The following is a 14,201-nucleotide window of genomic DNA, read 5'->3' as shown; positions in this document are numbered from 1 at the left end:
CACGCCCCGAACAAACTCCGGAAGAAGAGGCGGAAACTGCGCTGCTGGTGTATCCAAGATGTTGTTGAGCAAGGGAAATATGAATGGAACTAAGTGACGAAATCCGCATCACCGCACCCAGGGATGTTGTGTATCGGGCCCTGAATAACCCTGAAATTCTGCAGGAGTGTATTCCGGGTTGTGAAGAGCTGACCCAGAACTCGCCCGAGGAGCTTGAGGCAAAGGTGGTCCTGAAGATCGGTCCTGTAAAAGCGAAGTTCGCCGGTGAAGTCACGCTGGACAATTCCAATGCGCCTGATGGGTTTTCTCTGACCGGAGAGGGCAAGGGCGGGGCTGCTGGTTTTGCCAAGGGCGGGGCCGAGGTGACGCTGACCGAAGACGGGGATGAAACCGTTTTGACATATACCGCCAAGGTCGACGTCGGCGGCAAGATCGCCCAACTTGGCAGCCGTCTGATTGCTGGTACAGCCAAGAAGCTATCGGGTAAATTCTTCACCCGCTTTGGTGAGATAGTGTCGGAACAGTCCGTATCCTGATCTTAGAAATTGCAGGCCGGGTAAACTGTCCCAACAGTTGAGCTAGGCGAAATTTTGTTGACGACGGTTCCAATCAGCGCAATCACCCTGGCAACCCACAACAGGAGGCCAGGGTGCAAAACCAAGCGCAATTGGAGAAGCTGGAAGCGTGGCTGACAAGTAATCCCGACGATTTGTCGGCTATCCGGCGCCTCGTTACATTGCTTAACGCTTCGGGGACGGCAAACCCGCCCTCGGGCAGCTTTGGAAAGGCTCAAGCTCGGATTGGTCAAAGCCTGAGCCCAGATTGGCATTCCACTTTATTGAACTCTGCTCACAGCGCGGAGACATACGCGCATTGGCTGAGCATTCTGAAATCCGAACGAATCAGGCGAGCTGTTCCTATCGGGCAGGTTTTTTCTGGACGGGTTCTGACGATCAAAGGCCAACACACGAATTGTGATGCCAGATTGAAGTTCTTCAAGGAGACCAGTGTGATACCCGGGCTGTGTTTTGATTGCTACAAAGTACAGATTCTGCCGGAAAACCTTGTGGCAATGTTCCAGACCTATTTCCTGCTGCTCAACCTCGATCTGCCGAATGACAATGCTAGAAAATGCATGATCGAGCTGCGTGACGGCATAAGATACCCCTACAAGGCCTATATCTATTGTGAAACCATAGCCGACGTCAGATCCTGTCTGGCAGCTTTTCAAACCTTACAGGCCCAGTATGGCATCACTTGCATACAGTCAAAGATTTCGCATGGCTGTTCGGAATACGGGTCGGTGTATCCAAAGTTCAAATTTTCAGAACACGAAAATCGGACGTACTTTACTCCTCCGACTGAATGGCAAGAAGTTGAGGAAAAGTACTTTGCGCGCCTAAAGCTTAACCAGCCACAAACACAAAGCTATTCGAAGCCGTTGATCAGCCTGCGCGATGTATTCGGTTTTCGCACGTGGATCAAATACGCTGAACTGATCGGCGACAAAACCTGCCGAATTTTTCACCCTGCAAAGGGTCCCGAACTACCCGCGCCCTTTGTAGCACGTGTAAAGGCGCAGGCCGCGCTCAGACGACGTGAATTGACCGAGCTTGCAGCTCAACCTTGACGCACTGGGACATCTGAAGGAAGCGTCGTGCTGCACACCCCTTCAGTGACCTTATCAATCGCCCGAATCTACCAAAATTCGGGCTGCCTATTCCGGCACTTCTCAGGAGATGTGCGGGCAAAATGATGGTCTGTTCTAGGTCGAACGACACCAATTGATGTACGATCCGCTGTCAGATTCCACCTTGTCAATTGTCGAGGAGGCCGGGAGCCTCAAACTTCTGGAACAATCCAACGATATATCAACGGTCATGATCTGTTGGCCGCAGATTACATCCCAGCAATTTCTGATGATCAAGCGCGTTGAGCGTGAGGTCTGCGCGGTCGGCCTATGATATCAATACGTTACAATCGGCTCGGGAAAAGTTAGGAAAATCCAAAGTTTGGCAGTACTTCCTGCCCGTCCAAACTTACGTGTCTGATCGATCTCAGACGCTATGCTTTCACCGGCGTCGCGACTTCAGGTCAGCTCGTTTTTCTTCCAACACGGTTTGAAACAGTGCTTTGAGTTCAGATTTTTTGACCTGAGGAAGCCTGTCCCTGAAATGTGAAGACAAGTCATCCTTTGGTGCATGCGCTTGACGTGTTTTCATCAGTTTGAAGCGACTAAGAAACGAATTAGTCTTCATTGCCATGTTCCTTTAAATTTAGAGCCTAAAAATTTGCCGCTGCGGACCTGACCCGAACCCTTTGGTCGAGCGCTCTAGGGTCATTCATCCGTGAGTGATGATCCGCAGCGACAGGGCGCATTTAGGAAAGTCGTTTGCGATCGTAAGGGGGAAGAATCTTGGTTATTGCATCATTTATTAACTGGCCAGTCAAAAAATGATTGAAAAGCTTACCTTTACGTAAAGATGCTCATCTTTTGGATCATTTGCCGTGACGTGGCGTCACGAATTGCTTTGCGCTGGCCAAGATCCGGGTCGGACATTCAGACAACTTGGGCTCGATTAAATCTGGACCAAAATTGCTTTGGATAAGTGCTGGCCAATGGGTCAGGGGATCAGGAATACAGAGGACTAAACCAAACAAAGACATAAGTGGCCGGCGTCGGCAAATTGGTCTTCTTTGTCTGTCGGGGATATGGTGCCCAGGAGAGGACTCGAACCTCCACGTCCATACGGACACTAGCACCTGAAGCTAGCGCGTCTACCAATTCCGCCACCTGGGCAGGTGTCGTGGAGCGGCGTTTAAGCCTACTGGCGGAGGGCGTCAACCGGATTCGGAATGTTTTTCGAAAGTTTTTTGACCCACATCCAAAACGCTCTGGAATTTGTCAGGTTTTTCCCGGACGCGCGGCGTTATTGCGCCTTGTTTGCCGGGGCTATGGGCGGTAGATCGGATCAAGACCCATCAGCAGGAGCCCTCGTATGTCCAAACTGGTCACGATTTATGGCGGATCGGGATTTGTCGGTCGGTACATCGCCCGACGCATGGCGAATGAAGGATGGCGTGTGCGGGTTGCGGTGCGCCGCCCGAACGAAGCGATGTTCGTCAAACCTTATGGCGTGGTCGGTCAGGTTGAACCCATTCTGTGCAACATACGCGATGATGCTTCGGTTGCGGCCGTGATGCATGGAGCCGACGCGGTGGTGAATTGCGTGGGCGTGCTAAACGAACTGGGCAAAAACGAATTTGACAGCGTTCAGGCCGAAGGGGCAGAGCGGATCGCACGTATTGCGGCCGAACAGGGCGTAGCGCGGATAGTGCATATCTCGGCCATCGGCGCAGATGCCACGTCGAAAAGCGAGTATTCCCGCACCAAGGCGCATGGCGAGGCCGGTGTGCTGGCACATATGCCAAACGCAGTGATCTTGCGCCCATCGGTTATTTTCGGGACCGAGGACCAGTTCTTTAACCGCTTTGCCGGTATGACTAGGATGGGGCCGTTGCTGCCTCTGGTCGGGGCGGAAACCAAGTTCCAACCGGTCTACGTGGATGATGTCGCAAAGGCCGCCGTGCAGGGTGTTCTGGGGCAAGCCGAGGCTGGCACATATGAACTGGGCGGACCCGAGGTGAAATCCTTCCGGGAACTGATGCAGCAGATGCTTGGGGTGATTCACCGACGCCGGGTGATCGTTGGGGTTCCATTTTGGATTGCCCGGATAATGGCGGGTGTGCTGGATATCGCAAAATTTGTCAGCTTCCAGCTGTTCCCCAACCATATCCTGACGCGCGATCAATTGAAGAACTTGCGTCAGGATAATGTGGTGTCCAATGAAGCCAAGGGATTTGGTGATCTGGGGATCGAACCGGCGACTTTGGAATCCATCTTGCCGGACTACCTGTGGAAATTCCGCCCCTCGGGTCAGTATGATGAGATTCAGAAGTCGGCCGACAATCTGCGCACCTGATCAGCTATAAGCAATCACCAGTAGGATCGCTCCCAGAATCACGCGGTATATGACGTAGGGTGTAAAGCTGACACTGCGCAGCAAGCGCATCATCAGGGACAGGGCCAATAGGGCCGAGATAAAGGCGAAAAAGGCGGCTATGGCGCCATCTTTGGCCAATTGGGCGTCAGCCTCATGGATCACTTGTGCTGACAGTAACACGCCCGAGGCCAGAATTGTCGGGATCGACATCAGCATAGCGATCCGCGCGCCGTCCTCGCGGCTATAACCCAGCTGCCGCGCGCCGGTGATGGTGATGCCCGAGCGAGAGGTGCCGGGGATCAGTGCCAGAACCTGCCACAGCCCCATGATGACCGCATCACGCATGCCCCAATCGCTGGCCTGCTTGGTCTGGGGGCCTTTCTGGTCCATCCAATACAACAGCAGTCCGAAGCCCAACATGGTCCAGCCGATCACGGCTATAGAGCGCAAGGATTGATTAAACCCGGTTGCGAACAGAATGGCACCGACGATGACGGTGGGAATCGTCGCGATTATCAGGCTCATCGCCAGTCGCGCTTGCGGAGTGTCGATCTGTCCGGTCAGCGCGAGCGGCAGGCCGGCGGCGGCCTGTTTCACGTCGGACCAGAAATACAGGATAACGGCACCCAGCGTGCCGACATGCACGGCGACATCGATGGCCAGACCCTGGTCGTCCATGCCGGTCAGGCTGGGCAGCAGGATTAGGTGGCCGGAGGAGGAGATTGGCAAAAATTCGGTAATGCCCTGAATTATCGCCGCGAGAATCAACTGAAAAAGACTCATTTAACCTGCCAAACTGCCGTCACGTATTGTTTGCGAACAATGGGTATAAGTGCAGTGCCGAAAAGGAAAGTGTGCAAATAGGTCCGAATCGGAACTAAAAAGGTCGATATTTTCCAAATGTTTTTCTAGCGCCTTTGAGTTTTTTTAATTTAGGTCAGCATAATTGACTTTTAATCCTGCAACGTATCTCTTAAACAAGCTCGACCAAGCCAATTCATGGAGTCTGACCCGTGGCCAAGCAACCGATGCTGAAATTTGTGCAGATCGACCGTGTCATGCCTGAAAAGCGTGCCGCAGACGTGCGCAAAGAAGACTTTGACGAAATCTATGCTGAGTATGCATCGGCGAAGGCAGAAGAACAGGCCAGCCGTTGCAGCCAATGTGGTGTGCCTTATTGTCAGTCGCATTGTCCGCTGCACAACAACATCCCCGACTGGCTGCGCCTGACCGCGACGGGACGTTTGGAAGAAGCCTATCAAACCAGTCAGGCCACAAACACCTTTCCCGAGATCTGTGGTCGTATCTGCCCGCAGGACCGCCTGTGCGAAGGCAATTGCGTGATCGAGCAGTCGGGCCACGGCACAGTCACCATTGGCACGATAGAAAAATACATCACCGACACTGCCTGGGACAAAGGCTGGGTCAAACCTGCCGTCCCTGGTGTCGAGCGCAGTGAAAGCGTTGGCATCATCGGTGGCGGCCCCGGTGGTTTGGCTGCAGCGGATATGCTGCGCCGTGCAGGTATTCAGGTCACCGTATATGACCGCTATGACCGTGCCGGTGGGCTTCTGATGTACGGTATTCCGGGTTTCAAGCTGGAAAAAGATATCGTGCAGCGCCGCAATGACTTGCTGGCCGATGGTGGTGTCGAGTTCGTGCTGAACTGTGACGTGGACGCCGCCAAATTTGATGAAATCCGCGCCAAGCATGACGCCGTGATTATCGCGACTGGCGTATATAAGTCCCGAGATCTGGCCATGCCGGGCAGCGGGTTGAACGGCATCGAAAAAGCCATCGACTTCCTGACCGCCTCGAACCGCAAGAGCTTTGGTGATGAGGTCGAAGATTTCGACAATGGCCGCCTGAATGCGGACGGCAAGAAGGTTGTCGTGATCGGCGGTGGTGACACTGCGATGGATTGCGTGCGCACCTCGATCCGTCAGGGCGCGACCTCGGTCAAATGTCTGTACCGCCGCGACCGGGCCAACATGCCAGGTTCGCAGCGTGAAACTCAGAACGCCGAGGAAGAAGGCGTGATCTTCGAATGGCTTAGCGCGCCCAAAGGGTTTACCGGCGACGACAACGTGTCCGGTGTGATGGTTCAAAAGATGCGTCTGGGTCAACCCGATGCGTCGGGTCGTCAAGCCCCCGAGGTCATCGAAGGCGCGGATTATGTCGAAGAGGCCGATCTTGTCATCAAGGCATTGGGTTTTGAGCCCGAAGATCTGCCCACCCTGTTCGGTCAACCCGACCTGCCCGTGACCCGCTGGGGCACGGTCAAGGCGGCATTCCAGACCGGTGAAACCGAGATGGATGGCGTCTATGCCATCGGTGACATCGTGCGCGGTGCCTCGCTGGTGGTCTGGGCAATCCGTGACGGCCGCGACTGTGCCGACGCGATCATCGAACGTTTCAACAGCAAGGCTGCCGTTGCAGCCGAGTAACCCACAGCCCAGCGACAGGAGGGTCAGCATGCCCGAATTGCAAGGCCAATGCATGTGCGGCGCGGTCACAGTCACCGCCACTCCGGCGAAGGATGCGCTGGGTGCCTGCCATTGCGACCAGTGCCGCCGTTGGACCAGTTCGATGTTGGTGACCTTTCAGGCCGAAGAAGGCTATGCCGCACTGGGTCCGGTCAAGACTTTCACCTCGTCTGATTGGGCCGAGCGTGCCTTTTGCGCCGAATGCGGGTCGGCTCTGTGGTACCGGGTCACCGCACCGGGCGACATGCACGGACACACAGAAATGGCAGCGGGCCTGTTCGAAGACACAGGCCACGACCTGCAATTGGAATTATTTATCGACAAAAAACCCGACGGGTATGCGTTCGCAGGTGAACGCAAGCAAATGACCAAAGCCGAGGTCGAAGCGATGTTTGCACCCTCGGAAGAAGGAGACAGCCAATGACCAAATTTGATGCCGATTGGGTGCAGGCCGAGGAAGCCAAGCGCAAATGGATGGCGGAAAACGGTCTCTATTCCGAAGAAGAAGAGCATTCGTCCTGTGGTGTGGGTCTTGTTGTATCCGTTGACGGTAAGCCGTCGCGCAAGGTTGTGGACGCTGGCATCGACGCGCTCAAGGCGATCTGGCACCGCGGCGCTGTGGACGCCGATGGCAAGACCGGCGACGGCGCGGGTATCCACGTGCAAATCCCGGTTTCGTTTTTTTACGATCAGATTCGTCGTACTGGCCACGAGCCCAACCTGGATGAGCTGATCGCAGTTGGTCAGGTGTTTCTACCCCGCACCGATTTCGGCGCACAGGAAAGCTGCCGGACCATCGTGGAAACCGAAGTTTTGCGCATGGGATATTACATCTATGGCTGGCGTCACGTGCCGGTGGATGTCACCTGCCTGGGCGAAAAGGCGAACGCGACCCGCCCCGAAATTGAACAGATCCTCATCTCGAATTCCAAGGGCGTAGATGAAGAGACGTTTGAGCGAGAGCTATATGTCATCCGTCGTCGTATCGAAAAAGCTGCGGCTGAGGCTGGTATTTCGGGCTTGTATCTGGCGTCACTGTCGTGCCGTTCTATCATCTACAAAGGCATGATGCTGGCCGAACAGGTAGCGGTTTTCTACCCCGATCTGATGGATGAGCGGTTTGAATCCGCCTTCGCCATCTATCACCAGCGATATTCCACCAACACTTTCCCGCAGTGGTGGCTGGCCCAGCCTTTCCGTATGTTGGCGCATAATGGTGAGATCAACACGTTGCGCGGCAACGTCAACTGGATGAAAAGCCATGAGATTCGCATGGCGTCTTCGACCTTTGGTGACTATGCCGAAGACATCAAACCAATCATCGCCGGTGGATCGTCGGATTCGGCCGCATTAGACTCGGTTTTTGAAGTTCTGGTTCGTGCAGGCCGCTCGGCCCCAATGGCGAAAACCATGCTGGTGCCGGAAAGCTGGTCCAAGCAGGCAGTGGAATTGCCGCAGGCCTGGCGTGACATGTATTCTTATTGCAACTCGGTGATGGAGCCGTGGGACGGCCCCGCTGCATTGGCGATGACCGATGGCCGCTGGGTCTGTGCCGGTTTGGATCGGAACGGTTTGCGCCCAATGCGCTATGTGGTGACTGGCGATGGGCTGGTCATCGCAGGGTCCGAGGCCGGCATGGTGCCTATTGACGAAGCGAGCGTGACCGAGAAGGGCGCGTTGGGGCCCGGTCAGATGCTGGCCGTGGATATGAAAAAAGGCAAACTGTTCCGCGATAAACAGATCAAGGACAAACTGGCGCGCGCCCTGCCTTTTGGTGACTGGGTCGGCAAGATCAACGATCTGGATGCAACGCTGGGCAGTGTGACAGAACAGCCGTTGTTCTCGGGTGAAGAACTGCGCAAGCGCCAGATCGCGGCCGGATATTCGGTCGAAGAACTTGAGCAAATCCTTGCGCCGATGGCCGAGGATGGCAAAGAGGCGCTGGCGTCCATGGGTGATGACACGCCTTCAGCCGTGCTGTCGAAACAGTATCGCCCTCTCAGCCATTTCTTCCGCCAGAACTTTAGCCAGGTGACCAACCCGCCGATCGATAGTTTGCGCGAATATCGCGTGATGTCGCTGAAAACGCGGTTTGGTAACCTCAAGAACGTGCTGGACGAAGACAGCAGCCAGACTGAGATTATCGTTCTGGAAAGCCCCTTTGTCGGCAACGCGCAGTGGGAAATTCTGGCCAAAAACTTTAACGCGCCGATGGCCGAGATCGACTGTAGCTTTGAACCTGGTGCGGGCCAGCTGGATGTTGCACTGACTCGTATTCGGGCCGAGGCTGAAGAGGCTGTGCGTTCGGGTGCCGGACATCTTGTTCTGACCGATCAGTATTCTGGTGCGGACAAAGTGGCGATGCCGATGATCCTGGCCACCAGTGCGGTTCATAGCCACCTAACGCGAAAAGGCCTGCGGACCTTCAGCTCGCTCAACGTACGCTCGGCGGAATGTATTGACCCGCATTACTTTGCTGTGTTGATCGGCTGCGGTGCGACAGTAGTGAACGCCTATCTGGCCGAGGATTCGCTGGCCGACCGTATTGATCGCGGCTTGCTGGACGGTACGCTGACCGAGAATGTGGCTCGCTATCGCGAGGCTATCGACCAGGGCCTGCTGAAAATCATGGCCAAGATGGGCATCTCGGTGATCTCGTCCTATCGCGGTGGCCTGAATTTTGAGGCCGTCGGTCTGAGCCGCGCCATGGTGGCCGAATATTTCCCCGGTATGACCAGCCGTATCTCGGGCATCGGTATTCACGGTATCCGGGTCAAGGCCGAGGAAATCCATGCAAAGGGCTGGGACAGCGGTTTGGACGTGCTGCCTATTGGTGGCTTTTACAAGGCGCGTAAATCGGGTGAGACGCACGCGTGGGAAGCGACCTCGATGCACATGATGCAGATGGCCTGCAACCGTGCCTCGTATGAACTGTGGAAGCAGTATTCGGCCAAGATGCAGTCGAATCCGCCGATCCATTTGCGCGACCTGATGGACTTCAAGCCGCTGGGCAAGCCGATCCCGCTGGAAGAGGTCGAGTCGATCACGTCGATCCGCAAGCGGTTCGTGACGCCGGGCATGTCGCTGGGCGCGCTATCGCCTGAGGCGCACAAGACACTGAACGTGGCGATGAACCGGATTGGTGCCAAGTCAGACTCTGGCGAGGGTGGTGAAGATCCTGCACACTTCGTGCCAGAGCCCAATGGTGACAACCCGTCGGCCAAGATTAAGCAGGTGGCTTCAGGCCGGTTCGGTGTAACCGCTGAATACCTGAACCAGTGTGAAGAGTTGGAAATCAAGGTCGCGCAAGGAGCGAAACCCGGTGAGGGAGGCCAGCTGCCGGGCATGAAGGTCACTGACCTGATCGCGCGTCTGCGGCACTCGACCAAAGGCGTCACGTTGATCTCGCCGCCGCCGCACCACGACATCTACTCGATCGAGGACCTGGCGCAGCTGATCTACGATCTCAAGCAGATCAATCCGCGGTGCAAAGTGACGGTGAAACTGGTGGCGTCGTCCGGTGTTGGCACAATTGCTGCCGGTGTGGCCAAAGCAAAAGCTGATATTATCCTTATTTCGGGTCACAATGGCGGTACGGGTGCATCGCCTGCAACCAGCATCAAATATGCCGGTCTGCCGTGGGAGATGGGCCTGACCGAGGCGCATCAGGTTCTCGCTATGAATAACCTGCGCGACCGCGTGACCTTGCGGACCGATGGTGGCCTGCGCACAGGCCGTGACATTGTCATGGCCGCGATGATGGGGGCCGAGGAATACGGGATCGGTACTGCCGCCCTGATTGCGATGGGCTGTATCATGGTGCGTCAGTGCCAGTCGAACACCTGCCCGGTCGGTGTTTGTACGCAGGACGAGGATCTGCGCGCCAAATTCACCGGCAATGCGGATAAGGTGGTGAACCTGATCACCTTCTACGCGCAGGAAGTGCGTGAGCTTCTGGCCAGTCTCGGTGCGCGCTCAATTGACGAGATCATCGGTCGGGCTGATCTGCTGGCACAGGTCAGCCGTGGGTCTGCGCACCTGGATGATCTGGATTTGAACCCGCTGCTGATCACCGTCGATGGCGCGCATGACATCGTGTACAACCGCGACAAGGATCGCAACGCTGTGCCCGATACGCTGGACGCTGAGATCGTGCGAGATGCGGCACGGTTCCTGAAAGACGGTGAAAAGATGCAGCTGTCTTACGCGATCCAGAACACACATCGGACCGTTGGTACACGGGTTTCCAGCCATATCGTGCAGAACTTCGGTATGCGGAATACGTTCCAATCCGATCACCTGCACGTCAAACTGCAGGGCTCGGCCGGTCAGTCACTGGGGGCTTTTGCAGCGCCTGGTCTGAAACTGGAAGTATCAGGCGATGCCAATGACTATGTCGGCAAAGGTCTGTCGGGCGGTACAATTGTTGTGCGTCCACCGCAGGTCAGCCCTCTGAAAGCGGATGACAACACCATCATCGGCAACACCGTGCTTTACGGTGCTACCGATGGCCTCTTATTCGCCGCTGGTCGCGCGGGTGAGCGTTTCGCGGTCCGGAACTCGGGCGCAACCGTCGTCATCGAAGGATGCGGTTCGAACGGTTGTGAGTATATGACCGGCGGTGTCGCGGTGATCCTAGGCGATATCGGTGCCAACTTCGGTGCGGGTATGACAGGCGGTATGGCTTATCTGTACGACCCCGAAGGCAAGGCCGAAGCGTTGATGAACATGGAAACGCTGGTGATCTGTCCGGTGACCGTCGACCATTGGGAAGATCAGCTGAAATCGCTGATCGAAACCCACCAGGTCGAAACCTTCAGCCGCAAGGCCGCAGACATCCTGCAGCATTGGGATGTTGAGAAAGCCAACTTCCTGCAGGTCTGCCCGAAAGAGATGCTGAACAAACTCAGCCACCCTTTGAGCAACGAAGCAACTGCTGTTCCGGCTGAATAACCGATACGACAGACCAGTTCCAAACCCGCGCGCCCATCAGCCGCGCGGGTTTTTCCTATGGCAGTTTCCCGATATCACCCGTTTCAAACGCGCGCCGTACGTCGTATAGCTGTGACATGGCAAAAGCAGCAGTCCGCAAAAAAAGCGGTAAGAAAAAAAAGGCATCCAAAGCCAAAACGCCACTGATGCAACGGTTTCGCCGATGGGTCAGCCGCGCCTTGTTGGCGGCCGTTGTCTTCGTCGTTGCATTGATCGCTTTGTATTCGGTAGTGAACCCGCCCGTGACCCACACGATCTGGTCGGAATGGCGCAGGCTGGGCAAGGTCGAGCGTGACTGGGTCCCGATCGAAGAGATCTCTCCCATTATGGCCCGTTCGGTTGTTGCGGCTGAAGACGCGAATTTCTGCCAGCATTGGGGCTTTGATGTCGAAGCCATCCGCGATGCGCTGGAGGATGGTGGTTCGCGCGGGGCGTCGACCATAACCCAGCAGGTGGTGAAGAACGTGTTCCTGTGGCAGGGTCGCAGCTGGGTGCGCAAGGCACTGGAAACCTCGATCACGCCAGTTGTCGAGATTTTCTGGAGCAAGCAGCGCATTCTCGAGGTTTATCTGAACGTCGCTGAAACCGGGCAGGGTGTGTTTGGGGTTGAGGCCGCTGCCCAACGCAATTTCAATGTACCCGCTGCCCGGCTGAGCCCGGCTCAGGCGGCCCGGATCGCGGCGATTTTGCCCTCGCCCCGCAATCGGTCGGTTACTGATCCGTCAGTGCGGACACGCAGGCGGGCCGCGTCGATACTGGACGGGGCGGCCACCATCCGCGCAGATGGTCGCGCGGATTGTTTCGAGGATTGAAACTCAACACCCCTCAAGGCTAAAGCTGGGGGGTATACACTGGTTCGATTGGAAGCTCATGGCGCGTTTGTTTCACGTTCCCCTGTCCCCGTATTGTCGCAAGGTCCGTCTGTCTTTAGCGGAAAAGAAGATCGAGGTTGAGCTGGTCGAAGAGAAATACTGGGAGAAAGACCCTGATTTCCTGCGCCGCAACCCCGCCGGAAAAGTGCCGGTGCTGCGTCTGGACGGGCAGATCATGTCGGAAAGTGCTGCCATCTGTGAATATATCGAGGAAACCCGCCCTGAGCCGCCGCTGATGCCCAAGACGCCCGATGCGCGGTACGAGGTGCGGCGTCTGGTGGGGTGGTTCGATGACAAGTTCCACCACGAGGTAACCTCGAAACTGCTGTACGAGCGGGTGAACAAGAAGGTCACCGGTGAGGGCTATCCGGACAGTAAGAACGTGAAGGAAGGCGCGAAGGCGATCAAATATCACCTGGACTATATGGCCTGGTTGCTGGATCACCGCCGCTGGTTGGCGGGGGATCAGATGACCTTGGCTGATTTTGCCGCTGCTGCGCATTTGTCGGCGCTGGATTATATCTCAGATGTGGACTGGAACCGCAGTTCGGCAGTCAAGGACTGGTATGCCAAGATCAAATCTCGCCCGGCGTTCCGGTCTATATTGGCGGACCAGGTGCCGGGGTTCCGACCCCCTGCGCATTACGCCGATCTGGATTTCTGATAAGGTGGTGCAGGGGGCCGTCTGCCCCCTTTTGGGCCTTTGGGCCAATTCACCCCCGAAGGTATTTTTGGCCAGATGAAGAGCGGATCATCTTTGAAAGACAAACTGGTGTCTCAGGCGCTGAGCGAAGGCTTTGTGTCCTGCCGCATTTGCAGACCATGGGATGTACCACAGGTTCCACCACGGCTAGAGGCATTCCTGCAGGCTGGATATCATGGACAGATGGGTTGGATGGCCGAGCGCACCCATTGGCGCGGCGATCCGGCTGCTCTGTGGCCCGAAGCGCAGTCGGTGATCATGCTGGCCGAGAGCTATACGCCCGAGCATGATCCGACCGAAGTGTTGGATCACCCGGACAAGGCGGCGATTTCTGTTTATGCGCAAAACAAGGACTATCACGATCTGGTCAAGAAACGACTGAAGCGACTGGCGCGCTGGTTGATTGCTGAAGCCGGGGGTGAGGTTAAAGTCTTTGTCGATACCGCTCCGGTGCCAGAAAAGGCGTTGGGCTATGCGGCTGGGTTGGGCTGGCAGGGGAAGCATACCAATCTGGTAAGCCGGGATTGGGGAAATTGGGCCTTTATAGGATCTGTTTTTACTACGCTTGATCTGCCCGCAGATATTGCCGAAGTGGATCATTGCGGCTCGTGCCGAGCCTGTTTGGAATCATGTCCGACGGATGCTTTCCCGGCCCCGTATCAGTTGGATGCACGCCGCTGCATTTCCTACCTGACCATCGAGCACAAAGGTCCAGTGGACGAAGAATTGCGGGCAAAGTTCGGCAACCGGATATATGGTTGTGATGATTGTTTGGCGGCCTGCCCGTGGAACAAGTTCGCAGTTGCAGCGAGTGATATTCGTTATGCGGCCCGGGACGAATTGAAAGCGCCGCCCTTAGCGGAACTGGCCGAGTTGGACGACACTGAATTTCGGGCAAAGTTTTCCGGATCCCCCATAAAGCGCATCGGGCGTGATCGGTTCGTGCGCAATGTCCTTTATGCCATTGGTAACTCGGGAATGGCATCGTTACAGCCAGTTGCGCAGGGTTTGGTGGAAGATTCGGACCCAACAGTGGCGGATGCCGCGCGCTGGGCGGTGAAACAACTGGCATAAGTGCCGCAAACAGGCTGGACGTGTCGGTCCAAACCGCTACACCCATCTGCAGCGAATAGGAAGGAGAACC

Annotated in this window: 10 protein-coding genes and 1 tRNA gene; 9 read left to right on the top strand and 2 right to left on the bottom strand. The window is 56.1% G+C overall.

All coding sequences use genetic code 11. The features are described 5' to 3' along the window. Positions 1 to 83: 83 nt before the first annotated feature. Together ACR0DT_RS23395 and ACR0DT_RS23390 are read left to right on the top strand one after the other, a co-directional pair. Positions 84 to 536 carry an SRPBCC family protein gene (locus ACR0DT_RS23395; RefSeq protein ID WP_480713072.1) on the top strand — a complete coding sequence of 151 codons (453 nt, stop codon included), beginning with the start codon at positions 84 to 86 and terminating at the stop codon, positions 534 to 536. A 473-nt stretch (positions 537 to 1,009) separates the two neighbouring features. Beyond that, a complete protein-coding gene (locus ACR0DT_RS23390) occupies positions 1,010 to 1,630 on the top strand; it encodes a hypothetical protein (protein WP_480713071.1) in 621 nt (206 codons plus the stop codon). Positions 1,631 to 2,713: 1,083 nt separating this feature from the next. On the opposite strand, the gene ACR0DT_RS23385 is transcribed toward ACR0DT_RS23390, so the two are convergent. Further along, positions 2,714 to 2,800, bottom strand: a tRNA-Leu gene (locus ACR0DT_RS23385). Between the two features lie 199 nt (positions 2,801 to 2,999). Between ACR0DT_RS23385 and ACR0DT_RS23380 the strand changes: the two genes are divergently transcribed. Further along, positions 3,000 to 3,983 carry a complex I NDUFA9 subunit family protein gene (locus tag ACR0DT_RS23380; RefSeq protein ID WP_480713070.1) on the top strand — a complete coding sequence of 328 codons (984 nt, stop codon included), beginning with the start codon at positions 3,000 to 3,002 and terminating at the stop codon, positions 3,981 to 3,983. Here ACR0DT_RS23380 and ACR0DT_RS23375 read toward each other — a convergent pair whose 3' ends face one another. Beyond that, positions 3,984 to 4,787, bottom strand: coding sequence for an undecaprenyl-diphosphate phosphatase (locus ACR0DT_RS23375; RefSeq protein WP_480713069.1), 804 nt, complete (start codon positions 4,785 to 4,787; stop codon positions 3,984 to 3,986). A gap of 230 nt (positions 4,788 to 5,017) precedes the next feature. Between ACR0DT_RS23375 and ACR0DT_RS23370 the strand changes: the two genes are divergently transcribed. The 6 genes from ACR0DT_RS23370 to queG all read left to right on the top strand — a co-directional run bounded on the left by ACR0DT_RS23370 (position 5,018) and on the right by queG (position 14,131). After that, positions 5,018 to 6,451 carry an NAD(P)-dependent oxidoreductase gene (locus ACR0DT_RS23370; RefSeq protein ID WP_480713068.1) on the top strand — a complete coding sequence of 478 codons (1,434 nt, stop codon included), beginning with the start codon at positions 5,018 to 5,020 and terminating at the stop codon, positions 6,449 to 6,451. A gap of 28 nt (positions 6,452 to 6,479) precedes the next feature. Then, positions 6,480 to 6,914 (top strand): GFA family protein, encoded by a 435-nt coding sequence (locus ACR0DT_RS23365; protein WP_480713067.1) that lies wholly within the window; start codon positions 6,480 to 6,482, stop codon positions 6,912 to 6,914. Then, positions 6,911 to 11,443 carry a glutamate synthase large subunit gene (gene gltB, locus ACR0DT_RS23360; RefSeq protein ID WP_480713066.1) on the top strand — a complete coding sequence of 1,511 codons (4,533 nt, stop codon included), beginning with the start codon at positions 6,911 to 6,913 and terminating at the stop codon, positions 11,441 to 11,443. The genes ACR0DT_RS23365 and gltB overlap by 4 nt, the downstream gene beginning before the upstream one ends. 116 nt (positions 11,444 to 11,559) lie before the next feature. Continuing rightward, positions 11,560 to 12,294 (top strand): monofunctional biosynthetic peptidoglycan transglycosylase, encoded by a 735-nt coding sequence (gene mtgA, locus ACR0DT_RS23355; protein ID WP_480713065.1) that lies wholly within the window; start codon positions 11,560 to 11,562, stop codon positions 12,292 to 12,294. A 58-nt stretch (positions 12,295 to 12,352) separates the two neighbouring features. Then, positions 12,353 to 13,018, top strand: a complete 666-nt coding sequence (fzlA, locus tag ACR0DT_RS23350) for an FtsZ-binding protein FzlA (RefSeq protein ID WP_480713064.1) — start codon at positions 12,353 to 12,355, stop codon at positions 13,016 to 13,018. A 75-nt stretch (positions 13,019 to 13,093) separates the two neighbouring features. Next, a complete protein-coding gene (gene queG, locus ACR0DT_RS23345) occupies positions 13,094 to 14,131 on the top strand; it encodes a tRNA epoxyqueuosine(34) reductase QueG (protein ID WP_480713063.1) in 1,038 nt (345 codons plus the stop codon). Positions 14,132 to 14,201: the final 70 nt, after the last annotated feature.

This window comes from Ruegeria sp. BI11 (genome assembly GCF_056538005.1).
This window is presented reverse-complemented; position numbering and strand designations above follow the sequence as displayed.